Source organism: Sphingobacterium sp. G1-14 (genome assembly GCF_002196555.1).
Classification (GTDB): Bacteria; Bacteroidota; Bacteroidia; order Sphingobacteriales; family Sphingobacteriaceae; genus Sphingobacterium; species Sphingobacterium siyangense.
Genome location: NZ_CP021381.1, coordinates 4591563 through 4616341, shown reverse-complemented (window position 1 = coordinate 4616341; position 24779 = coordinate 4591563). Strand labels below are relative to the sequence as shown.

The following is a 24779-nucleotide window of genomic DNA, read 5'->3' as shown; positions in this document are numbered from 1 at the left end:
TCAGAGCTGTATAGATGGGTATTTAAACGTATCGGGTGTCTTGTTTCTAAATACTTTTAATCGTTCCGATCTGCATGATGTTTTTATCAAATTCATCCTTATCTATGATAGCTTTGCTTTTAATTTTTGCCCGATAAGTATAAATTGTGTTTAAGGAACAATGGAGAAATCCAGCAATTTTGGATGAATCATTTACACCGAGTCTGATTAGGGCGAAGATGCGCAATTCGGTATTCAAGAGCTCATTCGTTTTAAGCATTATCTTTCCATCTTCGGTCAGCAACGAGTTTAAATCGTCTACAAAACTGGGAAAGAGATGAAGAAAAATATGATCAAAGGTATTAAACAGTTCCTTTTTTTCTTTGTCTATTCTCTCGTTAGATTTAACCAAGTTAAGGAGCTCCGAGATTTTGTCTCCCATGATCATTTTCTTTATTAAGGTCTGAAATTTCTCCAATTTCGTGATGTACATTGAACAGATATCAAGAAAATGTCCGATGTATACCTCTTTGATGTGATTGGATTCATACAACAAATTGTTCGTTTTGGACAATTTGTTGTTTACAATTTTATACTCTTCATTTTTAGTTTGTAATTCGTCATTTAGTTTATTGAGATCCTGATTTGCTTTAAATAATTCGAGCCTGAACCTACTCACTTTTCTCATCTGTTTATAAACATATATTATCGCTAGTATCAATAATATGGAAAGGACGGAAGCAACAATTAAAAACGTAAACAATTGCTCCTTTTTTTGTTTTTGATGTTCCTGATAAGAGGTATCAATAATTGGGAAAATTTGAGAAACTTCATAGGTCCTAAATTTAGCATTGCAGAAGATTGCGTCTTCAAGCGATGATTTTATACACATATAGGATTCATCGATGTAACCTTGTTGGTGCAGTAAAAATGCTAACGCTTGCATGGAAGTATTTTCTTTTATCGCATTTTTAATATCGCAAGCTGCGGATATAATCAGCAGTTCGCACTGTTTGCCTACATTGCCTTCCTTTCGGTATATTTCTGAAAGTGAGAATGCAAGCATTGCTTTTTCATGGCTATCTTCCTTTATTGTCGCGAATATTGAATTCAAGATTACTTTAGCCTCTTTTATTTTGTTCAGGTCGATCAGTTTTTCTGCATATACCATTTTGTAGTGATTCGAAGATTCATCAAGCAGCGTTAATAAAGAATCACGATAATTACGGCTAATTGCTAAATAATTTTTTTGGTTATAATTATGGTATGCATAAAACTTGAAAAAGTTCTTTTGAGCATCCAGATATTTTATTTTTAGGTGATTGTTTAATTTTTGGATGGGTATTCTATCCAAAATATCTTTAGAATCAATGTACATACCTGCGACCAGATAATGTAGAGAAAGGTCTAATTCAGTTTCTAGTATCCAATTTGGACTCTGGAGTTTATTTGCCAGTTCCAAATTTTTCTTAGCATAATAAATAGCGGAATCAGATTTATAGGATGCGTATGAGCTACTCAGCTGTTTTTGTAATTCAAATTTTAGATTCAGATTTTCGGTGCTATTGTCCAGCTTTTTTTTTATCAGGGAAAGATAAAGCTCTTTTTGCTCAACAAAAGTATCTTTATTTTGAATGAGATTAGTAAGATTGAGAATTGAGGAGTCTTTTAAAGCAATCGCTTTAGTTTTGGAAATTGTGGCTATAAAAAATAAAATCAGATATAAAAATACAGGTTTTCCCATTTATATTAGTAGAATACTATTCAAATTAAAGAAATTGAGCAGATCAAATATAAATAAATAACTTGAGTTTGTTCAATGGCGCTTTTTTTATAATAGATCATATCCGAGATTAAACACAATCCTGCGTGTTGAAACATTACACCAATAATGACCTATTCCATTTTCAGATACCTGCCCTCGAACGAACCCGTTATAACGTCTGACACATGTAGCGGTTCCGTGACTTTTTGGGTTACGCTCCAAACTGCTTTAAATGGTGGTTGCAATGTTTGTATATGAACTGACCTAATTGGGCTCTGGACATTCTACCAAAGAACCAATGTACAAATGTAGCTTTTTCAAATGTTTCATATTGCTCGATTAATAATTGCGTTACTGTCATTTTTCCCCAAAGAGCATCGCTGTCCTCGTGTAATAAATTAATTCTTTCGATGACCGCTTCTCTTATGTTTTTCTCAAATATTGATTTCATATTAGGAACATTTATCTATTCTATCTGGATTTTGATCATTTGCAGTCTTACAAATCTAACAGATTTGTTCTTCGATCGACTTTGCATAGGATAAGAAATAGAATTGCATATCTATCGCATTACATCTCGTTGATAGTCTGATAGACAGGATAATTTTTTGAACAAGATATTTTGAAAGTGGATTTTTAGCCCTGGATCAAACTGCCGGAAATGTTGTTTTGGGTGTTGGGAAAACGGGCATCTCGTTATATACGGTCGACAACTGTTCCGTAGAGGGAAATATTATTGAGGGGAATGATTCCAATGAGGTCGGTATCGATATTCAATCTTCTTCGGTACGCAGATCATCAGATATCAATGTGAGCGGAAACCAGATCAAAAGCGGATTTAAAAACGGTATCAACACTTTTAAATCGACAGGAACAGGATTTGACAGGATAGCTATCACAGACAATCGGTTGAAAACTGTGGTGCAGCATATCCAGTTAAAAGGTAAATTTTGAGCTACTTTAATTTCGTGCTTAATTTATTTCTGCAAAGTATACATCTCCGAATATCGCAATAACAAACATGAGCAAATAAAAAATGTGAAGTCTGGATATACTTGAACAAGCTGACCCCTCAAAATTGAATTAGAATTAGGGATGCGTAGTGCGTTTAAAGCTGTTATTCAACTGCCATACTGGCTGATGTTGGTTCTTCCCCACTTTTGGTGGTAATACCATTATATTTGTCTTCAATTAGCGTTCATATTTTAATGAATGCATCAAAACTTGTTTTTTCGGACGATGGTGATAACTTCAGGATTATATCAGTAGATAACCAGCAAGATGTACTGGTAGTTTATGTGCAGAGTACTACCCAAAGTGCTGTCTGCCCAAACTGCTGCATCACTTCGAAAAGAATCCACAGCTATTACACCCGCAAGATCGCAGACCTTCCTGTCTTTGGTAAAACTTCCAGAATTATTCTTCGCTCTCGTAAATTTTATTGTCATCAAGACGAATGTCCGTTCAAAATATTCACCGAGAGGCTCGAGAGTCATTTCAGGCCATATAAACGGAGGACTGAGCGTCTGGAAAGTAAGATCAGACAACTTGGGCTTCTTGCCGGAGGAAGGCCTGCTCAGCGGATTTGTACCATATTGTCTATACCCACTAGCGATACGACTATACTACGGTTGATTGAAAAAAGCGATTTTTCACCAGCAAAAGGTGTTGAAAAATTTAAGTGAGGCTGTACAGAAAGTTTTGATTAGGCATTACAGCAAAGCCACAGCTTTGTTGGCCAATAAGCAGTTGCGGGTTGACGATCAACAAATAGCTGAAAATCAAAGCTCACTATCTGAAAACAGAAGCTCTCCGGATTCAGCTCATGGCGGGATCCGCTTAAAGCGGTTTGAGCAACTGAAGGAATTACAGAAAAAAGGATATTCCATACGTGCCATGGCACGGCATCTGTGCATGCACAGACAAACCGTCAAAAACTATTTGGACATGGAAACCTTGCTCCGGAAATCTCAATGCAAGATTAATCCGCTTGAAAAATTCTTTTACGCATATAAAAAAGCGTATGGGGGAAGAGCCGAGCATATTGATCACCACATTGTGGCAGGAGCTCTATGATACTGCCGGTTTGTTGGACAACTAAATTCAAACTTAATATATAATCTTCAATTTTTGACTGTATTTGCTAATATTTTTCTTTTTTCAAATCCCCTCCCCAAAGTGATTGAGGGTGTTTGAAAAAGAGGGAAATATTATACCTACCACCAGCTTTCCTTATTGCACCGACCAATTATGAGGCTTTCTTTGCGTAATAAACAGTGTCTGGAGTTTCATCATCAAGCGAATCGTGCCGTCTTATCGTGTTATAAAAGGTAACATAAGCGTTAACTTTCTGATAGAGATCCATCCCTGCGTTAGGAGGATTCAAATAGATTTTCTCTCTCTTTAGTGAACCCCAAAATCTTTCTATGTAAATGTTATCGATCGCACGACCTTTGCCATCCATAGATATTTGAACTTCTGCATCTTGCAGCGCACGAACAAAGATACTGGAAGTAAATTGAGAGCCTTGATCTGTATTAAAAATATCTGGTTTACCGTGTTTTTCAATCGTTTCAAGCATGATATCCCTGCACCATTCTGCATTCATTGTATTGGAAACTCCCCAACCCATGATCTTTCTACTATACACATCGATGATAGCAAACATGTACATAAAACCCCGGAACATGGGGATGTAGGTTATATCAGCCTGCCACACCTGATTTATTCGTTCTATCTTGAGATTCCTCAGAAGATAGGGGAACTTATAATCAGCTTTGTTTGATCTACTCAAATTCTTCTTCGGATATATCGTCCTAAGGTTCATGAGCTTATAAAGCCTCCGAATACGTTTCTCACCTACAAAATACCCCAGGTCTTTACACAGGTGAACAGTCATACGTTTAACACCATAAAATGGACAATCTAGAAATTTGCGATCTATCGCATTCATCAGCTGTTGCTTCAGCGTAGATACTCCCTTAGATTTGAAATAGTAACTGCTATGAGGGAGTTCTATGATTTTACACTGTTTATGAATGCTCAGATGGTGGTGGGACGGGCAAATAAGCTTACGTTTATCTTCTGTGCTCATTTGCCCAAGATTTTTTTTAAGAAATCAACCTGCATCTGGAGTTCGCCGATCTTCGAATAGAGCTCTTTCTCTTTCGAATCATCATTAACCATAGGCTTATCCGTCGTAAATGCTGCTTCAGCATTATCTAAGAATTCCCGCTTCCAGGTATTGATCTGCGTAGCTTGAACTTCATATTTAGAGGCAAGCTCATGAATCGTTTGCTGTTCCTTAATAGCTTCGATAGCTACTTTAGCTTTGAAGCTTGCACTAAACTTTCTTCGTGTTTTTTCATCTATTAACTGCTAATTTAAACATTTAAACAGTTATCCAGTATTTGGGGAGTATCATAAATATAATACTATTTTAACTGATAATAGCTTGATTCATACTATTTGATTGTTCTGTTATTGTTTATTAATAACTATAGTGTTATTTTAGATAATAGTATTTTAACAATTATGAGCCACCATCCGATCAAAGAAGTCACTCCATTAAGAGAAACAGAATGCTTCACTGTGTTTCATCGCATTAAAGATAAATTTGATTTTCCATATCATTACCATGAGGAGTACGAATTAAATATGATTTTGAATGCTTCCGGTGCTCAGCGAGTTGTCGGAGACAGGATTGAAGAAATTGGAGATTATGAGCTCGTTTTGACAGGCCCTAATTTGCCACATGGCTGGTTCAATAATAATTGTAGATCAAAGAATATTGTTGAAGTGACAGTGCAATGGAATAAAGATCTATTTAGCGATCAATTTTTAAATAAAAATCAACTGAATTTTATTAAAAGAATGTTGCAAGTAAGCAGCTTTGGTATAAAATTCTCGAAAAGCACTATTAAGTCAATCGCACCCGAAATATTGAATTTGCATAAAACGGTGGGGTTTGATTCAGTGATAAAATTAATGCTAATTTTGCGGGATTTATCGGTAAGCAAAGACACTGAACTACTGGTTGAGGGAGATATGCTTTTGGACAAATCACTGAATTTTCGAAGCCGTCGTTTAGATGTAGCATTTGATTATATGAATAAAAACTTCAGCAAATTGATCTCCCTTAATGACGTCGCCGAACTGGTCAATATGTCCGAAGTTTCTTTCTCCCGGTTTATAAAGAAACGTACAGGAAAAACATTTATTGACAATCTCAATGAAATAAGACTTGGCCACGCTACCAGAATGTTAATAGAGACGAGCAATACAGTCGCTGAGATTTGTTACCTATGTGGTTTTAATAATATTTCCAACTTTAACCGGGCATTCAAACGTAAAAAAAATTGTACCCCATCTGCCTATAGACTCAACTTCAGTGGCAGCCGTGTTTTCATTTAAGAGTTAAAATAATATATATAGTATTTTGTGGTTTTGATTGTAAGATGGGGTATATTTTAATTTGAGTATAACATTTGGTTAAAATAGTATTGATCTTTAAGTGGGGTATTGGAATATATTTGTCTAATACTTGAGGCTAACCAATTAAGAAAGGGATATACAGTACGTATGCTTAATAGAAGTTACCCATAGTAAGCAATTTATAAATCTAAATGTTATATATTATGAGAAGAAGTTTATTGACGACTTATACTCTTTTTTGCAGTGCGCTATTTGCCGTTCAATTAAGTGTTGCTCAGAGTCGATTAGTTTCCGGAACCGTTCGGGACAATCAGGGTCAGCCTTTAGCTGGAGTAACAGTAAAATATGGAAATCAGGCAGTCACCACAAATGAAAAAGGGAATTATCAGATTTCTGTGCCAGGCGGAACAGGAGTTTTGACCTTCACTTCGCTCGGACTCAAGACCGAAAACGTCCAATTAAATAATCAAACAGTTGTAAATGCAGTTTTGGCAACCGCCACAGTCGATCTCGAGGATGTGGTTGTTATCGGTTACGGCGGAGTTAAAAAGAGTGATCTTACAGGCGCTGTGGCCACACTCAAAGGTGGGGACCTAAACAAGACTCCGGCTTCATCAGTGGATCAATTATTGCAAGGAAAGATCCCTGGAGTCCAAGTGGCAATTTCAAGCGGTAAGCCTGGAGCTGGCGCTACAGTACGTATCCGTGGTAATAGCTCTCTCAATGGATCCAATGCGCCACTTGTTGTTGTTGATGGATTTCCCTGGGGTGATGCAGGAGATCTAAAACAGATAAATCCTGAAGATATTGAGTCCATCGAAGTACTTAAGGACGCCTCATCAGCAGCAATATATGGTTCGCGTGGGGCCAATGGAGTTATTATGGTTACCACCAAAAAGGCAAGAGCCGGTAAACCAAGAATATCTTTAAACACTTTAAATTCTATTTCGACACTAGCTGTCAAACCTGATCTTTGGCGTGATGGCATCGAAGAAGCTGTTTATGCAAATGAGGCGGCATTAAATGGGGGGACTCCTTTAAGTCAATTACCTTATCTAGGCGAAGTTAGGAGTGGGGTTTACTTTCCGTCTATAGCTGAATTGCGCGGGTTGGACCCCAATAAACCACAGTGGACCACCAATACCGACTGGGCAGATTTAGTCTATCGAAACCCTTTTTCCCAAAACTATACGCTTGGTGTAGATGGAGGTTCAGATAATACAAAATACTCCATGTCCGGTAATTATTATAAGGAAGAGGGACTCGCGATAAAAAATGCGTATGACAAATATACCGGCAGATTGAATTTAGACCAAAAATTAACTGAGGCTATCTCCGCTGGTACAAATGTGATATTGACACATACGAACAATCAAGGGCAAAATTTGAGTGCCGGCCGTACGCGTATATTCCCTGTTTATGACAAAAATGGAAACTATTTTCGTACATCGGCTACGGATTTTGGTAATCCGATAGCGATTGCTAATGAAGTGCTCAACAAGTCAAAGACTATAGACGTCTTGGCTACAGTATTTGCTAATATAAAATTTACTGATTGGCTTCAGTTTAGGACACAGTTAAGTACTAAGTTTGGTAATTCTGTTGGTGATATCTACGAGCCAGCCACTGTGACATTTCGAGGTTATGAAAATACAGGTTATGGCTCTATTAGCAACTATAACAATAATGAGCTAGTCAATGAAAACTATCTCACCATCAACAAGACATTTAACGATATACATCGCTTTAATATTGTAGGAGGTTTCTCTTTACAGACATCAACAACCAGAACGAGTAATTTGATAGGGATGAATTTTGTCAACGATAACCTTCAAAATGAAAATCTCAACAGTGCAAAGACAAAGACACTCAGTAATGGACTCTCTTCATCTACATTGAATTCTTGGTTTGGACGGGTAAATTATGCTTTAGCAGATAAGTATCTTTTTACCCTGACCGGTCGCGCAGATGGCTCTACTAAATTTGGGGACAATAATAAGTGGGCCTTTTTCCCGTCAGCAGCATTCGCCTGGAAAATAAGTGAAGAAGAATTCATTAAACACCTGGGCGCATTTTCCGAGCTGAAATTTAGAGCAAGTTATGGATTGACAGGTAATCAGGGGATATCTCCTTATCAGACCATGGACCGCTATGGCTCTGAGCGCTATTTTGTAGGATCACAAAATGGTTTTATGACGGGCTTTGGTCCGGGCTTGGCCGGAGCCAATAATGAGCAGGGGCTTACTGTCGTTGGTGGCTTAGGGAACAAAAGCCTAAAGTGGGAGACGACAACATCTTTCGATATTGGTTTGGATATCGGGTTTATGAACCAGCGCTTTACCCTGACGGCAGATTATTACGACAAGCAGACGAAAGATTTACTCCGTACGCGTACAATTTCACCATCCTCAGGCTTTGATCAACAATGGGTAAACGATGGTGAAATAAGTAACCGTGGTTTCGAATTGGGACTCAATGCTAAAGTAATTCAAACCGACGGTTTACAGTGGTCTGTTGGTGGCAATTTCGCTCTCAACCGTAACAAAGTGGTTAGAATGGGCGAGAGTGACCGTGTTGTCACAGGATCATTGATTGAAATGGTACGTCAGAATGTCAACCATTTTATCGTTGGCCAACCAATGTATACGTTCTATGGTTATCGTGCAAATGGAATAATTCAAACATTGGAGGAAGGGATAGGTGCCGGACTTACTGGGCGGGAGGCATTACCAGGTGAGATTAAATACGTCGATATCAGCGGCCCTAAGGGCGAGTCTGATGGGACCATAGATCCTACATATGACCGTACAGTAATTGGCGACCCTACACCTAAATTCATTTATAGCTTTAATACCAGTGCTTCGTACAAGCGTTTTGACCTAAGTGCCCAGTTTTACGGCGTATATGGGAATGATGTTTTCGATCTTCAAAAGATGACACCGAGCAGGCAAGTGCAGCGCTGGACGCCCGATAACCCAAGTCAGTTATATCCTAGAGCCAATAATACGCGAGGCTATAAAGCTTCGGATTTTTTCGTTGAAGACGGTTCCTTTCTTAGACTGCAAAATGTTACCATTGGCTATAATTTTAAGCCGGGCCTGATTGCTGGCATCAGCACATTAAGGTTGTTTGCCGCCGGCAATAACTTACTGACTTTTACCAAATTTAACAAGGGTTTTGATCCCGAGATGGGATTGGATGGAATCAACTGGGGTAATTACCCACGACCTCGAACTTATTCCCTTGGATTATCCGTTGGATTTTAAATTAAACAGCCATGAAAATCAATAAACTTTTTATACCTATTTGTCTTTTAGGACTAATCAGCAGTACTTTTATATCCTGTTCTAAACTAACAGAAGAGCCTTATGGAATAGTTAATTCAAAGTCTTTTTACAAGACGGGGCAAGATGCGCTTTCAGGCTTGATCTATGCTTACGCCATTTTGCCTGAAGTCGGATATTATTCTAGGGGTTATTACATTATTACTGAATTGCCGACTGAGAATCTGACAGCGAAAGCAGATGCAGGGCAGTCAAATTTTGAACTGGATCAATTACGGACTACCTCGACAAATTCAGATCTTGATAATCTATGGACATATCTTTATCGTGGTATTTCACGTGCTAACGCCGTAATAGCCAATGTTCCTAACGTTCCTAATATGGCGGAAGCTGACCGCAATCAAATTATCGGCGAGGCTTATTTTTTGCGTGCACTTCACAATTTTAATCTAGTGCGTCTATTCGGTGAAGTTCCGCTTCGTTTAGAACCCCTTGTTGAGGCCGAGCAGATCCCTGTAGCCAAGTCAAGTATCCAGCAGGTTTACGATGTTATCATTGCTGATCTAAAGCAAGGGGAACAATTGATGTCAATTTCTAAAAATTTTGAGGGAAGGGCAAATCGGTGTGCTGCCCAGTCATTACTCGCAAAGGTATACCTCCATATGGCGTCTTCAAAAGCTTCAACTTCGCCAGGCTACGAATTTGTAACTGATGCGACAAAGCTCTATCTTGAAGCGAATACATATGCCGCAAAAGTGATCAACGATCAGCAAATTTTTAATTTTACAAGTGTGTTACCTGATATCTGGAATACTGAAATTTATAAAAAAGCTGCCGTTTCCGAACACATATTTGACGCTGCTGTAGATCGCTCAGGTGAGCGCGAGGGGAATTATTCCAAATTACCGAACATGTTTTTGCCTGATCCCGGTTTTGCAATGCGTATTCCATACAATCCAAGCGATCCTGAGACTACAATAATCAATATTGGTAAAGGGTGGAACCATTTTCAGATGGAGGCCGCGCACTACAACAGCTACAACTCAAGTGATAAGAGGAAAACAGACCTTATTGTTTCAGAAGTTGTCAATCCCGATGGCAAAACCATTAAACTTGGTATTGCGGATTTCTCGCGACCTTTTACCCGAAAGTACATTGATCCACTTCGGGATGCAGATAAAATGAGTACCAATTCGCCGGTGATACGTTATTCGGATATTCTTCTGGTTTATGCAGAGTCTGCTGGTCCTACAGCTGAGGGATATGCTGCGGTGAATAAAATCCGTAGCCGGGCAGGCCTAGGCCCGCTTACAGCAAATCTATCGGTCGCTGCATTTCGTGAGGCAGTAGTTGAAGAACGTGCACTAGAGCTTGCATTTGAAGGGAATAGGCTGTTTGATTTACGACGCAATCATCTGATGGAAAAAGTTTTGGTAGAAAAGTATGGTAAATCCATCACTTCAGGAGCATACTTTTTTCCAATTCCACAGCGTGAAATTGATACAAACCCATTATTGAAACCATAACTATTTTATTATGAATCTGAAAACATATAAAGCTGGTTTTGCAGCATATTTGATATTGGTTTTTACAGTCTTTGGTTGTAAAAAGGATCCCTATAAGGGAGTCGAGAGCAATGAGAAATCCATTGAAAACTTTTCCATGGGGACAGGCTTTACGCAGATAGGAGCAGCAGTTGTAGACAGGGCCGCTGGGACAGTGAAAGTAAAAGTATTGGTGGAGGACAATACTGACTTTTCCAAAGTGAAACCTGTGATCCAACAATCTTATCGCGCTACTGTTTCGCCTGCCTCTGGTTCTGAAGTCAATTTTCTTGCCGGCAACTATAAGTATAATTATACCGTGACAGCAGAGACAGGTGAATCTCGAGAATGGGAGGTCATCGTCGAGCCTTTTACCGAAACGATCCTCGGTACCTACGATATTACCGGACTTGTACTTTATGGTGGTACAGGGCCTGAATATGGTGGTGGCGCGGTTTTATCCTTAACGAGTAAACCATGGATATGGCCTGTATCTGATGGTCCTCAAGTGGAATTGGATAATAGCATAACCTTTAAACTGACAGGAGTAACACCGACAGGTAAAACTACGGGTACATTTGTAAATGATGCCGGCGCTGACCGAAAATATGCCAATTTCATTTATACACCAGACCCCAAAACAGATGTCAATAAATTTTATCGTAAAATACCGAAGGGTGAAGGGAAATGGGAGCGGGACTACACAACCGATATCTTGACGCTAATTGCCGCAGATGGAAGCAGCGTAAATTGTAGTTTTCTTGGTCCTGGTACCGAGGATCTTGGCAATAAACAGGCTAAAACAATTGTTAACAATGCTTTTGCTTTTTCATTGAACGGTAATGACGACTGGTCTGCAATCTATACAGACTATGATAAGTTTGTGAAAAAGCCCAGAAGATATTGGGTGGAAGTGAAAAAGCGTAATTGATCCAAATCATGAAGAAGTTATTTATGTATGCCGTGTCCATCTTAATAGGTGGAACGGCATGTACCAAGGCTGATCCGGCCACAGATCAAAAGCCCGGAGAAAAACCCTCACAAATCGAACTCCGATTATTTGACAAGCAGGCGACGGCAGAAACTAAAGCGCTCTACTCCCAATTATGGAAGATAAAAGACAAAGGCTTTATGTTTGGCCATCATGATGATCTGATCTACGGCAGAGAATGGAAGGAAGTTGCCGGTAGATCTGACGTTTACGAAATTGTAGGCGACTACCCCGCAGTTTTTAGTGTTGATTTTGCTGAATTGATGGATGACCGCCGTACCAGAGCGACTTTAAACGAGGCCCGTAAAAAGGCTATCCTTGAAGCGCGTTCCCGTGGTGAAGTTATTACCGCTATGTGCCACCTAAACAATCCCTTGACGGGCGGGGATTCATGGGACAATTCATCAAAAACAGTTGTTAAAGAAATTTTGACCGATGGAAGTGCAACAAATTTAAAATTTAAAAGTTGGTTGGATAATCTCGCCACGTTTGCACTTTCATTGAAGGATGGCAATGGCAAATTGATTCCTGTTATCTTTAGACCTTTTCATGAACATACCCAAAGCTGGTCCTGGTGGGGAAGTTCTTGTACGACTAGTGAAGAGTTTATAGCGCTTTGGAAGTTTACGTTATCTTATTTGACAGTAGCGAAAGGGGTACATAATTTTATTTTTGCGATATCGCCACAACGGGACAATAACGGACGGAAAGAAGATCTGCTATTCCGCTGGCCGGGGGATGAATTAGTCGATTTTATCGGTATGGACTGTTATCATGGTACAAATACCCAAGCGTTTCTTTCCAATTTAAACGCGTTGCAAGAGCTTTCTTTAGAAAAGAAAAAGCCTGCTGGTGTTACCGAAACAGGAATTGAAGGGATCAGAAATGGTAATGTACCCTATGTCAGTTATTGGACCGAGCAGATCCTCACTCCACTCGTTGGTAAAAAAATCAGTATGGTCGTTATGTGGCGAAATGAATACGATCCATTAAAGCAAGGGATACATTTCTATGGACCATGGAAAGGGCATCCCTCAGCCGATGATTTCAAAACGCTATTTAGGAGCAGTATAAGTTTATTTTCAAAGGACCTCCCCAATATGTATGTATTGGCCGATGGTGTAACCGTCAATTAATCAGGTATGCGCTTTTTAATTGGAATAATCTTTTTTTTCATATTTCCAGTAACTACATTTTCCCAGATTATTTCTGTCGATTTTAAGGAGTCAGCAGCACTTCAAGGAAGACGGATGGATTTCGTTATAAAACTTAAATCGACCTGGACAAACCCTTATTTGCAGGAAGACATTAAGCTTGACATGGAGATATATACAGCATCAGGTGAGGTACTGCTTCAGCCGTGCTTTTATGTAAAGGGGCAATCTGGGGATATTTCAGAATGGAATGCCCGGTTCTCACCCAGACAGCATGGCGATTATCATTTTAAGTTCGTATTGAGCAAAAATGGAAAAATAGTCGCCACATCTAGGAAATTCGATGCGCGGGTGCGGGAAACGGCAGAAAAAGGATTTCTAAGTGTTAAAAATAACTGGTCCTTACAATTTGATAACGGTACATCCTTTCGTGGGATAGCCGAAAACATCTGTTGGGAATCAAGGCGTAAAGACGATTCAAAATATTATGCAGCACTGCACCAAAATGCTTCCGTTTATAATTATGACCGTATGCTTGCCGAATTTGCTGAAAATGGCGGCAATTTCTTTAGGACCTGGATCTGTCCCTGGAATTTGCCCATAGATTTTCAGGACGGATTCAACAATGATCGCTACCAGTCAGATCCAGCTCATTTTAACCCCAGCGCAGTACGCCGGCTCGATCATCTCGTCGATCTTGCCGATTCACTCGATTTATATGTTATGCTTACTTTGGGAATGGGTAATTTCAGATCCGATAATATCGGAGGGGTAAAGACGACGGACGAGTTTTTTGCAGCCGAAGAGGCTAAAACGCTTTATAAAAATCGTTTGCGCTACATTGTGTCACGCTGGGGGTATTCACCGCATATTGCTATGTGGGAGTTTCTGAATGAAGTAGATAATATACAGTTTAATGGTCGGGAAAAGCCGATTTCTTCTAAAGCTATTGTAGAATGGCATACTGAAATGGCTACCTATTTAAAAAAGATAGATCCATATAAACACATTGTTACTACCAGCATATCCCATAGAGATATCCCGGGGCTCAATGATATCGAGGCAATAGATATCAATCAAAAACACATTTACAAACATACTGATCTGATACCCTCAGAAATCAATGCATACTCCACAAAACATAAAAAGCCTTATGTCATTGGCGAGTTTGGCTATGAATGGGATTGGCAGCAAAATTTTGATGATTTTGCATATGAGATGGAATTAGATTTCAAACGGGGTCTCTGGTATGGGCTTTTCTCATCAACACCGATCCTACCGATGAGCTGGTGGTGGGAATACTTTCAGAATAGGGATATGCTACCTTATTATCGTGGGGTACGGCAATTGAGCGACCGTATGTTGCTGAATGGAAAAGGAGAATTCAAGCCATTGGCATTAAAAGCCGGTAGGCTTGAAGCCTATGGCGTAAAATGTGGCGAGGAACTCTATATCTATCTTTACAATCCCACGAATGAGGTTTTTAGTAGTAGCGTAGAGATTTTGGACATCATCGGAAACAAAAAGGAGATCCAATCATTTGACCCGCTTACATTAAAATATCAGGCAGAAGAGCTGAAAGATCATCAGGATGGAAAAATATTATTGAAAGATCTTTTTGTGGGATCTAAAAAAGAGAAGCTTTATATTATTAAGTAATGACAGTAACAAATCACCTATTATGGAAAAAAATATATTCAAGTCACTAGCGCTACTATGTAGTTCATTAATCGTGATCACCGGGATCGGCTGTAAAACATTGACTAGCCAATCGCTGGCGGCAAATACGCAGGTCAATGATTCTGTTTCGTGGTCGGCTAAAAAAGAAAAGCAAAAGATAATGGATTACCTATCCCGGATTAAGGGAAAGCGTGTTATTGGTGGTATACACAATCGCGAACCCAATAGTGAGCCTGCCCGCTGGACCAATGCCATAAACAAACTAGTAGGTAGATATCCGAAGCTGTGGAGCGGTGATTTTTTATTTCAGCAGGAAAATATTGATCACAGGAGCACTATGATTGATGAGGCTATCAGCCAATTCCATCAGGGTGCAATTGTTAATATCATGTGGCACGCCTGCAACCCTGTCAATGGACAACCTTGTAGCTGGGATGACGGACGTGGCGTTTTAAGTCATTTGACAGACAGCCAGTGGGAAAACCTTTTTATAGAAGGGACCTTAGAGCATGGTAAATTAGTCTCGATGATGGAAGAAATTGCAGTTTATCTAAAGCGATTGAAAGACAACAAGGTCATCGCTCTGTTCAGGCCCTTTCATGAGATGAATCAGGGGAAATTTTGGTGGGGGGGACGCCCGGGAGAAAAAGGCACCGCTAGACTCTACCGGTATGTACATGACTTTATGGTTAAGAAAAAAGAGCTCGATAATCTAATTTGGGTTTGGAATGTTCAAGATTTTCAAAGCCTGGATACTGACGTCGAGCTGTATAATCCCGGAAGATCCTATTGGGATATTGTTTCGCTTGATGTATACGATGATCACACGGGGTTTAGTAATGAAAAGTATGATGCGATCGTTCGTGTAGCAGCAGGAAGGCCAATGGCGATCGGAGAGTGCCAGGTATTACCGTCACTTGAGGTACTTAAAGACCAGCCCAATTGGGTGTTTTTTATGGGCTGGTCAGAATTGGTCTTTGAAAAGAACAGTGAGGCTAAGATCAAAGCATTATACGGTTCCGATCAGGTAATTATGCTGGGTGAGTAGAATAATTACACCCTTGTACAACTATTTGTTAATAAAGTATTAGCCAGCAATATCGTTAGCTCACTATCTTAGAATAACCAAAATAAACAATTATGAGATCTTTATGTAAATTATGGTGTATCTGCTTGATCATATTGTCATACAGCTGCCAAAAAAAAGCTTTTGATCAGGCTGCAGAATCTCTGCCCAAGCAGAAAAAGATGGCTTTGAACAATGGTGTTGCTCCGGCTTCAATCACTGATGCCGTGACTATTTCGGGCAATAAATTTTATGTTGCCTCAAAGCAGATTTTTTTCAATGGTATCAACACAGCCTGGCAAAAGCAAAGCGATTATACTTTAGATTTTTTAGGTAGAAATTTTGATTACACCTGGTGGAGCAATGAGTTTCAGCGTTATAAGGATAATAAAATTAACCTTGCTAGAATCTGGGTGCATGGGTCGGGGAGCCATAGTCCGTCTTTAAACGGTGACGGTCTTGTCACAGGTGCCAGTAGTCAGTTCTGGACAGATATGGACCAACTCGTTCAGATCGCTAAATCAAAGGGAGTGTATCTGCTGGTTACATTTTGGTCATTTGATATGGTAAAGAATACCAGCAGCAAGTACAATCAATTTAGGCAGATCATCAATGACGTCAACAAAACCCAGTGGTATACCGAATATTTTCTTGTCCCCTTTCTGCAGCGTTATGAAAATGAACCCACCATTATGGGCTATGATATCTGCAATGAGCCAGAGCATATGTGGCGTGATGCAAACTGTGGCAATTTAAATAAGAACAATGTCGTGCGTTTCATTGCATGGTGTGCGGCCAAGACAAACCAATTTTCTACCAAGCCGGTGACGGTAGGTTCAATGTGGATTATTTTTAACAGCGATAGGTACACATCATGGGATACCTATGGGGGCAATAATTATAGCAATGCAAAATTGCAGGCGCAGTACAACAATTCCAACGCCTATTTAGATTTTTATTCACCCCATTGGTACCAGTGGCAATCCTCCGGGGCGCCATTTACCACGACCATCGGCTATTGGTTAGATAATGGTGATAAACCTGTCTTGATCGGAGAAACACCGGGGTATGATGTCAACAGCTCATCCTATAATAATTCCGGCAATTGGAATATTACTCTGGCCAATTATTACAAACAAAGCTATTGGAACGGGTACGCAGGCGTATGTGCATGGAAAAATCCATGGGAAAATGATAACTACGGTAATTTCAATGCCATTAAAGTGGCTACAAATGATTTTTATGTCAATTATCCGAGTCTAGTTTATCCCTAACAGTGTTGTATTCTAGTGATTGGTAATTGGTGTTAGAGGAGCAGTTTACTGCTTTTTTTACTAGTTTGGCCAATTTGGAGATAAAATAGTATACGCCGTAAGTGATGTTTACGTGTTGTTTTGATGATTTTTAGTTCGAATTGAATTACCTACTGCTAAAATAGTATTAGTCGAGGTAAGCTTTACCAAGTAAATTTGCTGTAGAGATGTTAAAAGATAACCAATTGTAATATTCAGACTAGGCTCACAAATTATGATTATTCGACGACCAAATCCAAAATTATTATATGCCTTATTATTTGCGATCCTATCTGTTTTTCAATTGAAGGCGCAAGAACACAAATTAAACCAGTGGGTGACCCACGATCAGCCTCTTTCGCAGCTTTCCGCAGGGCCGCCGGCAGTATTCGAGCCGACATCACGGGGGCGTCAACTACCTATCGTTATTGACGAAAGACAGGCATTCCAGACTATTGATGGATTTGGGTTTGCGCTGACGGGTGGTAGTGCCCAACTGATACATCAGATGGTACCCGATAAAAGGTCTAAGCTTCTACACGAACTTTTCAGTGCCGGAGATGGAATCGCCATTAGTGCTATCCGTTTAAGTATTGGTGCATCCGATCTAAATAGCTTTGTTTATACCTATAATGATCTCAGTGGTGGCCAGGCAGATCCGGATCTTTTGAATTTCAGCCTGGGGCATGATTACGAACATGTCATTGTACTCAAAGAAATTTTGGCCATCAACCCCAAAATTCAGATTATGGCTTCACCCTGGACTGCTCCTGTGTGGATGAAAGTGGGACAGCTGTTTCAAGGCGGTTCATTAAGGACGGACTGTTATCCTGTATATGCCCGTTATCTTTTACGTTATGTACAGGAAATGGAAAAAAATGGGATCCCTATTCATATGATCACCGTGCAAAATGAACCACTCAATTCGAGGAATACTCCCAGTATGCCATTTTCTGTATCGCAGATGCGCAATTTTCTAAGAGACCACTTACTGCCCGTCTTTAACAAATTGAAGCCGGATACAAAAATTATTCTTTTTGATCATAATTGTGATCGGCCAGATTATCCATTGACCCTGTTGAATGACCCTGCTATTGGTCCATATGTAGATGGATCCGGTTTCCACCACTATGGAGGTGACATTGGTACGATGTCATTGGTGCATCAAGCTAGACCTGACAAAAATATCTATTTTACAGAACAGATGGTCATTCAATCTAGCCAAAGTAAAATCAGCAACCTTGCCTACCAGACCGAACGCCTTGTTATCGGAACCATGCGCAATTGGAGCCGGAATATGATATTGTGGAATTTGGCCGCAGATCCCAATAATGATCCCCATACAGATAATGGTGGATGTGCCATATGTCAGGGCGCACTTACCATTGATGGAGATCAGGTATCAAGAAATGTGGCCTATTACGTTGTTGCACATATTTCAAAATTCGTTCCGCCGGGATCGGTACGTGTTTCCTCCAATGCTCCTTATGATCAAGGTATTGACATTACCACGGACGAGGAAAACGCGGATATCAAACGCGTTACTACAGTACAGAATAGTGGAGTATTGCCCAATGTTGCGTTTCTTACTCCCAAAAAAGAGATTGTCCTGATTGTTGCAAACAGTTCATTCTATGATCGGGAGGTAAAAGTTCAGTATAAGGGTAAATTCAGCATGATCAAGTTAGCTGCTGGAGCAGTAGGCACCTATTGCTGGAAATCAGAATAAAAAATTATGAAACCACCATGAATATTCAAACCACACAGTGGGAAGAATAGATCTGGCGGCCTCATTACCATTGAAAACAAATGATATACAGATGAAAAAACTAATTTTATTGGGCACAGCGTTGTTAGGTCTCTATTTGCCTGTTAAAGCACAGCAGGACGGATCCTCATTTAGCACAGCCGGATGGTGGCAGGCATCGACAGGCAAATTTTCACCTGCGATTGATTCCAGTGGACGGGTTACCTTCCGTGTGAAGGCTCCCCAAGCCAGCAAAGTGCAGGTCGAGATTGGCGACTGGGACATTATGAGATTGGCGATGGAACAGGATACAAGCGGTGTTTGGACGGCATCTACGAGCTCCCTATTGCCAGGTATTTATCAGTATGTATTTGTGGTAGATGGAAAACGTTCTATAGATTTAGCCAATCCTAAAGTCAAATACGGCACAGAAGTGTATGGCAGTGTATTGGAAATTATAGCACGTCAGCCTGCCGTTGATCAGTTAAGAGCCGTCAACCACGGAGAACTCCGCATCTTAACCTATACCGCTAGCAAATTAAATAAGCAGCGCAACCTTTATGTCTATGTGCCACCCCAAGCTGTCCAGTCAACTAAACCGCTGCCAGTTTTATATCTCAGGCACGGTGGGGGAGATGATGAGGGGAGTTGGTTTCGTGATGGGCGTGTTGCGTATATCATGGATAATTTGATTGCCGAAAAAAAAATAAAACCCATGTTGGTGGTTATGACCAATGGTCTAACGGATGGATCATGGGCCGGGGGTAGTTCAGTTGAAGGGATGGATCTTCTTGAAGATGAGTTGCTAAACGACGTGAAGCCGCTTGTCGAGCAACGATTTAATGTGGGTAAGGATAAGTCATCTCGGGCCATAGCTGGTTTATCTATGGGAGGAGGGCAGGCTTTCGTGATCGGTATGCGAAATAAAGATACTTTCCAATATATAGGTCAATTTAGCTCGGGACTTTTGAGTGATCCAGCATTTGATTTTGATCGCTATATCCCCAATATGTCAGCTTTAAAATCTTCTTCCAATAGTCAAGCTGTCTATATCTGGTCCAGCTGTGGTACCAAAGATCCTCGGTACAACGGACATTTAGCTTTTCTCCAGAAGTTGAAAAGCTATGGGGTTGATTATGTCTATGACCAGGCAGATGCTGGCCATGAATGGTCATTCTGGAGGGGACAATTGGAAAAATTTGTCCAACAGATCTTTAAAGAGCACAAGAAATAGAAAATATACAAGAGAAACAAAACTATACTTATAGAAGATGAATTTAATATTTGAAAATCGTAGACAAGCTATCGAACAAGCACATCAGGAACTAATTTCTCGAAAAAATACGCCATTATTGCCAGGAAATGGGATATACGAGCGGTATACCTATCCAGTTCTGACTGCTGATCATACACCACTTCATTGGCGTTATGATTTTGATGAGGAGAGAAATCCCTTTCTGATGGAGCGTTTCGGCATCAATGGGACATTCAATGCTGGGGCAATCAAGTGGCAGGACAAATATATTATGGTTGTGCGTGTAGAGGGTAATGATCGCAAGTCATTTTTTGCTATTGCTGAAAGTGAAAATGGCATAGATGGTTTCCATTTTTGGGATTATCCGATAGATATTCCCGAGACCGAAATTCCAGATACCAATATCTATGATATGCGTCTCACGCTACACGCGGACGGATGGATCTATGGTATTTTCTGTACCGAACGCAAAGATCCCGCAGCTCCTGCTGGTGATCTATCTTCGGCAGTTGCAGCTGCCGGCATTGTACGTACTCGCGACTTGGTCACATGGGAACGCTTGCCAGATTTACAATCCAGCAGTCAGCAGCGCAATGTGGTCCTCCACCCCGAGTTTGTCGATGGTAAGTATGCACTTTACACACGTCCACAGGATAGTTTTATTGATGCAGGCAAAGGTGGTGGAATAGGTTGGGGGCTGGTAGACAGTATGGAAAATGCGGTTGTTTCCGAAGAGAAAATTATAAATCACCGACACTATCATACCATTAAAGAGCTTAAGAATGGGCAAGGGCCAGCGCCCCTTAAAACCGAGCGTGGCTGGCTACACCTGGCACATGGCGTACGGATGTGTGCTGCAGGCCTTAGGTATGTACTCTATCTTTTTGTAACAGATCTGGCACATCCCGACCAAATAATTGCTGAACCCGCGGGACATTTTATGGCACCCAAGGGTATAGAAAGAGTAGGAGATGTCTCCAACGTACTCTTTTCAAATGGCTGGATCGCAGACCCCGATGGTACCGTTTATATCTATTATGCTTCGAGCGATACACGGATGCATGTCGCCTTATCATCGATAGACAGATTGCTTGATTATTGTTTTAATACAGCCCAGGATGGATTTCGGTCAGCAGCATCAGTCAAGGTCGTACATACGATCGCTTCAAAAAATCTGAATAGTTAGATTTGTATCCAGAATACCTACTTATGAGAATTGAAAATGAAAAAATCTCGTTGAGAGAGAAAATCGGATATGGCCTGGGAGATGCAGCGTCGTCCATGTTCTGGAAGCTGTTTGGTATGTACCTGATGTTTTTTTATACCGATATTTTTGGTATGGAGGCGAAAGCTGTTGGTACCATGTTTTTGATCACCAGAGTTTGGGACTCGTTGTTCGATCCCATTATAGGTGCACTTGCAGACCGTACACGGAGCCGTTGGGGCAAGTTCAGACCATTCATCCTTTATGTTGCCATACCCTTTGGTTTGATCGGTGCAGCAACATTTTATACGCCTGATTTTTCGCATACCGGAAAAATTATCTATGCCTACCTGACTTATTCCTTGATGATGATGGTGTATTCGGCGATCAACGTACCATATGCATCATTATTGGGTGTAATGAGTCCCTTTCCCAAAGTGCGTAATGTACTGGCTACCTTTCGGATGACATTCGCCTATATCGGGAGTTTTGTTACCCTGCTTTTATTCAACCCATTAATAGATTTTTTCAGTAAGGCGGGAGCAGATCTTACGTCACTTCAGCATGGTTGGTTTATGGCTGCACTAGTTATTGCTGCATTTTCAACGATACTTTTTTTGCTATGTTTTTATTGGACAAAGGAAAGGGTTGTAGAGGTGACGGCGCATCACTCGACATTAAAGCAAGATATCGGAGACTTGCTAAAAAATGGTCCTTGGTGGATACTGCTGGGAGCCGGGGTGGCGGCTCTTGTTTTTAATTCCATTCGGGATGGAGCAACGCTATACTACTTCAAGTATTATGTTGAGGAGCATCAAATCGACCGAATCATGATTTTTGAGGTACCATTTGTATTAAGTGGACTTTATTTGGCCCTTGGGCAAGCTGCTAATATATTAGGTGTTGTATTAGCAGCTCCTGTCAGTAATCGTATCGGAAAAAAAAGCACCTATATGATTGCCATGCTTATTGCTACGGTGGGAAGTATTGCCTTTTACTGGTTGGGCAAAGAAGATCTAATTCTTATATTTTCTCTTCAGGTACTCATCAGTATTTGCGCCGGGAGCGTATTTCCCTTGCTTTGGTCGATGTATGCCGACTGTGCAGATTATTCCGAACTACGCACAGGCAATAGGGCAACAGGTTTGATCTTTAGTTCTTCATCGATGAGTCAGAAGCTCGGCTGGGCATTTGGGACGGCTCTGACAGGTTGGCTATTGGCCTATTATGGTTTTCAGGCCAATCAGCAGCAGAGTGACGAAGCACTTCATGGTATTCGGATGTTCTTGAGTTTTTTCCCTGCAATCGGTACTGTATTATCCGTGTTGTTCATAAGTTTTTACCCTTTGAGCGAAAAACGGATGGATCTGATCCTTAATGATCTAAAGAATAAAAGAGAGGCTGATCTTGAAAAAAAATAGATGAATCAATACATTTAGCTTGAATTAAATGAATCGTTTTAGAGAAATACTTGAAAACAACATACTTCCATTTTGGAGTGAAAAAATGGTCGATCTGGAATTTGGCGGTTTTTACGGAAAGATGGATGGGCATAATCATTTGGTGCCCTATGCTAGCAAAGGAGCTGTTATGCACGCGAGGATCCTCTGGACGTTCTCAGCTGCCTATCGCCAATTTAACGATATATCCTATTTACGAATGGCTGAACGGGCTTACCACTACCTACGCGATAATTTTATCGATAAAGAATATGGGGGAGTTTATTGGGAGCTTGATTATCAGGGCAAGCCCCTCAATACAAAAAAACAGACCTATGCACAGGGCTTTGCACTGTATGGTTTCTCGGAGTTTTACAGAGCTACGGGAATATCCGAAGCTTTGGAGTTATCAATAGATCTTTTTAAGTTGATTGAGCATACTTTTGATGATGAGTCTGGCGGATATTTGGAAGCATTTTCGCGCGACTGGTCACCGATAGCCGATATGCGGCTGAGTGAAAAAGACGAGAATCAGGTCAAGACCATGAATACTCATTTACATATTCTTGAGCCCTATACCAATCTGCTACAGGTGTGGCCAGATGATCAATTAATTTCAGCCCAAAAGGATCTGGTCGATCTTTTCGTTAGCAAAATCTATGATTCGCGTACAGGGCATCTCAATCTTTTTTTTGATCGGGAGTGGAACTCAACAACTGATACCATATCATATGGTCATGATATTGAAGCAGCATGGCTTTTTTGGGAAGCTACTACCGTATTGAATATTCCCGCACTCTCCCAATCCATCAAAGATATTGTGACCAGCATTGGCCTCGCCGCCGTGGAGGGGATCCTTCCTGACGGAAGTATGGCTTACGAATTTAGAGATGGTCATTTAGATGACGAAAGACATTGGTGGGTACAGGCCGAGGCAGTAGTTGGTTATAGCTATCTGTCCAAAATTGTACCTGATTCCAAGTTTTTAGATTTAGCAGAAAATGTCTGGAAATTTATTCAGACAAAACTTATTGATGTTCAATTTGGAGAATGGTACTGGAGTGTATTGCCCGATGGACAAATGAATCGTAACGATGATAAGGCGGGTTTCTGGAAATGTCCTTATCATAACGGCCGGATGTGTTTAGAAATGCTTCGGTTTAATGACCACGTCTGCTAATAATTGATAACCTAAGACTAAACATTTTGTTGAAATTTTCTAACTCTATGTGTAGGTGTTTTAACATTTTGACTCATAGTTCTTTATGGGTATAAAGAAAGGGGGTGCTTTCTATTAAGTGTCCCCTTAAGTGGAGCTGGAGAGATTCGAACAGGTTAGGGGCACTATACCAAAAAGGACCATATTGATGAGACAATATATAAATCATTTTTGCTCTGATTGCGACTTCTATCTTTTCGAGTTCAGCGGTTACCAGCTTACGCAGTCCTCTATCAAAACAATACATGTTAAATGTGGATACGCGAAACGGTCTTGCGGCACATCCCAAGTTCCCTTGAGATCTCCCGCAAAGATTTGCCGTGTTCCAAAAGTGTTTTTATCGTATTGTACATAGCCACTTTATACATAACGCTGAGATTTTATTATACTCTCAACAAGTAAAACCTTAATTGTTTAAGGTGGTGGCATTTTAATGCGAATTGCTGGGGGTATCTATATGCGAATTAACAATTGAGACCTCGGACTGTCTTTTTTGTCTTGCCATTTCGACGATTGCTATTGCCCGAAGCTTTCTCTTCGTTCAAGTGGTTTTCCAGTTCTCCATCCATCATTGATTCCAACAGATGCTTCATTAACGGCGCTAGGACGCCATCATTGGGAGACAAACTTTTACCTTCGTAAAGACCTTGCATGGCTTCTGCCTTGAAGCGTTCAAAGTCGAATGGGTCTTTTTCTTTCATGACCGTGTCGTTTGAATAATTGAAT

The 24779-nt window shown here is 40.4% G+C and carries 22 protein-coding genes and 1 pseudogene; 16 read left to right on the top strand and 7 right to left on the bottom strand.

Annotated features, from left to right (window positions below):
- Positions 1–46: 46 nt before the first annotated feature.
- Together CBM24_RS19940 and CBM24_RS19935 are read right to left on the bottom strand one after the other, a co-directional pair.
- Positions 47–1723 carry a DUF6377 domain-containing protein gene (locus CBM24_RS19940; RefSeq protein WP_088162441.1) on the bottom strand — a complete coding sequence of 559 codons (1677 nt, stop codon included), beginning with the start codon at positions 1721–1723 and terminating at the stop codon, positions 47–49.
- A 232-nt stretch (positions 1724–1955) separates the two neighbouring features.
- The gene (locus CBM24_RS19935; RefSeq protein WP_070566757.1) at positions 1956–2195 is read right to left on the bottom strand and encodes a DUF1569 domain-containing protein; all 240 of its coding nucleotides are present in this window, start codon (positions 2193–2195) and stop codon (positions 1956–1958) included.
- Positions 2196–2413: 218 nt separating this feature from the next.
- Here CBM24_RS19935 and CBM24_RS19930 point away from each other — a divergent pair, with 218 nt between their 5' ends.
- The 3 genes from CBM24_RS19930 to CBM24_RS19920 all read left to right on the top strand — a co-directional run bounded on the left by CBM24_RS19930 (position 2414) and on the right by CBM24_RS19920 (position 3820).
- A complete protein-coding gene (locus tag CBM24_RS19930) occupies positions 2414–2698 on the top strand; it encodes a right-handed parallel beta-helix repeat-containing protein (RefSeq protein WP_070566755.1) in 285 nt (94 codons plus the stop codon).
- A gap of 254 nt (positions 2699–2952) precedes the next feature.
- Positions 2953–3429: a transposase family protein gene (locus CBM24_RS19925; RefSeq protein WP_088162440.1), complete on the top strand. Its 477-nt coding sequence runs from the start codon at positions 2953–2955 to the stop codon at positions 3427–3429.
- A complete protein-coding gene (locus CBM24_RS19920) occupies positions 3380–3820 on the top strand; it encodes a hypothetical protein (protein WP_139145007.1) in 441 nt (146 codons plus the stop codon). Before CBM24_RS19925 ends, CBM24_RS19920 begins: the two co-directional genes overlap by 50 nt.
- A gap of 172 nt (positions 3821–3992) precedes the next feature.
- Here the strand turns inward: CBM24_RS19920 and CBM24_RS19915 are convergent.
- A pseudogene (locus tag CBM24_RS19915) lies at positions 3993–4847 on the bottom strand (IS3 family transposase); the annotation flags it as partial.
- Entirely contained in the window at positions 4835–5116 is a 282-nt protein-coding gene (locus CBM24_RS28125; RefSeq protein WP_070566746.1) for a transposase, read from the bottom strand. The pseudogene CBM24_RS19915 and the gene CBM24_RS28125, both read right to left, overlap by 13 nt.
- 162 nt (positions 5117–5278) lie before the next feature.
- Between CBM24_RS28125 and CBM24_RS19905 the strand changes: the two genes are divergently transcribed.
- From CBM24_RS19905 to CBM24_RS19845, 13 genes are all read left to right on the top strand, one after another.
- Positions 5279–6157 carry an AraC family transcriptional regulator gene (locus tag CBM24_RS19905; protein ID WP_070566744.1) on the top strand — a complete coding sequence of 293 codons (879 nt, stop codon included), beginning with the start codon at positions 5279–5281 and terminating at the stop codon, positions 6155–6157.
- Positions 6158–6381: 224 nt separating this feature from the next.
- Positions 6382–9444, top strand: a complete 3063-nt coding sequence (locus CBM24_RS19900) for a SusC/RagA family TonB-linked outer membrane protein (protein WP_157698540.1) — start codon at positions 6382–6384, stop codon at positions 9442–9444.
- Positions 9445–9455: 11 nt separating this feature from the next.
- The gene (locus tag CBM24_RS19895; RefSeq protein WP_070566742.1) at positions 9456–10988 is read left to right on the top strand and encodes a RagB/SusD family nutrient uptake outer membrane protein; all 1533 of its coding nucleotides are present in this window, start codon (positions 9456–9458) and stop codon (positions 10986–10988) included.
- Between the two features lie 10 nt (positions 10989–10998).
- Positions 10999–11937, top strand: a complete 939-nt coding sequence (locus CBM24_RS19890; RefSeq protein ID WP_198385964.1) for a hypothetical protein — start codon at positions 10999–11001, stop codon at positions 11935–11937.
- Between the two features lie 8 nt (positions 11938–11945).
- Complete coding sequence (locus CBM24_RS19885; RefSeq protein WP_088162439.1) at positions 11946–13133, top strand: glycoside hydrolase family 26 protein; 1188 nt, start codon at positions 11946–11948, stop codon at positions 13131–13133.
- A 6-nt stretch (positions 13134–13139) separates the two neighbouring features.
- On the top strand, positions 13140–14810 hold the full coding sequence (locus CBM24_RS19880; protein WP_070566737.1) for a cellulase family glycosylhydrolase: 1671 nt from the start codon (positions 13140–13142) through the stop codon (positions 14808–14810).
- A 22-nt stretch (positions 14811–14832) separates the two neighbouring features.
- Positions 14833–15879, top strand: a complete 1047-nt coding sequence (locus tag CBM24_RS19875) for a glycosyl hydrolase (RefSeq protein WP_083295979.1) — start codon at positions 14833–14835, stop codon at positions 15877–15879.
- Between the two features lie 200 nt (positions 15880–16079).
- Positions 16080–17171 carry a hypothetical protein gene (locus CBM24_RS19870; protein WP_198385963.1) on the top strand — a complete coding sequence of 364 codons (1092 nt, stop codon included), beginning with the start codon at positions 16080–16082 and terminating at the stop codon, positions 17169–17171.
- Positions 17172–17424: 253 nt separating this feature from the next.
- A complete protein-coding gene (locus CBM24_RS19865) occupies positions 17425–18918 on the top strand; it encodes a glycoside hydrolase family 30 protein (RefSeq protein WP_088162438.1) in 1494 nt (497 codons plus the stop codon).
- Between the two features lie 91 nt (positions 18919–19009).
- Complete coding sequence (locus CBM24_RS19860) at positions 19010–20170, top strand: alpha/beta hydrolase (RefSeq protein WP_070566731.1); 1161 nt, start codon at positions 19010–19012, stop codon at positions 20168–20170.
- A gap of 37 nt (positions 20171–20207) precedes the next feature.
- Entirely contained in the window at positions 20208–21377 is a 1170-nt protein-coding gene (locus CBM24_RS19855; RefSeq protein WP_088162437.1) for a glycosidase, read from the top strand.
- 23 nt (positions 21378–21400) lie between these two features.
- Positions 21401–22816: an MFS transporter gene (locus CBM24_RS19850; protein ID WP_070566727.1), complete on the top strand. Its 1416-nt coding sequence runs from the start codon at positions 21401–21403 to the stop codon at positions 22814–22816.
- Between the two features lie 28 nt (positions 22817–22844).
- Positions 22845–24014, top strand: a complete 1170-nt coding sequence (locus CBM24_RS19845) for an AGE family epimerase/isomerase (RefSeq protein ID WP_088162436.1) — start codon at positions 22845–22847, stop codon at positions 24012–24014.
- Positions 24015–24087: 73 nt separating this feature from the next.
- On the opposite strand, the gene CBM24_RS19840 is transcribed toward CBM24_RS19845, so the two are convergent.
- The 3 genes from CBM24_RS19840 to CBM24_RS19835 all read right to left on the bottom strand — a co-directional run bounded on the left by CBM24_RS19840 (position 24088) and on the right by CBM24_RS19835 (position 24754).
- Positions 24088–24300, bottom strand: coding sequence for an Abi family protein (locus CBM24_RS19840; protein ID WP_088162435.1), 213 nt, complete (start codon positions 24298–24300; stop codon positions 24088–24090).
- Between the two features lies 1 nt (position 24301).
- Positions 24302–24406 (bottom strand): helix-turn-helix domain-containing protein, encoded by a 105-nt coding sequence (locus CBM24_RS28120; protein WP_368072492.1) that lies wholly within the window; start codon positions 24404–24406, stop codon positions 24302–24304.
- 111 nt (positions 24407–24517) lie between these two features.
- On the bottom strand, positions 24518–24754 hold the full coding sequence (locus tag CBM24_RS19835; protein WP_088162434.1) for a hypothetical protein: 237 nt from the start codon (positions 24752–24754) through the stop codon (positions 24518–24520).
- Positions 24755–24779 lie beyond the last annotated feature (25 nt).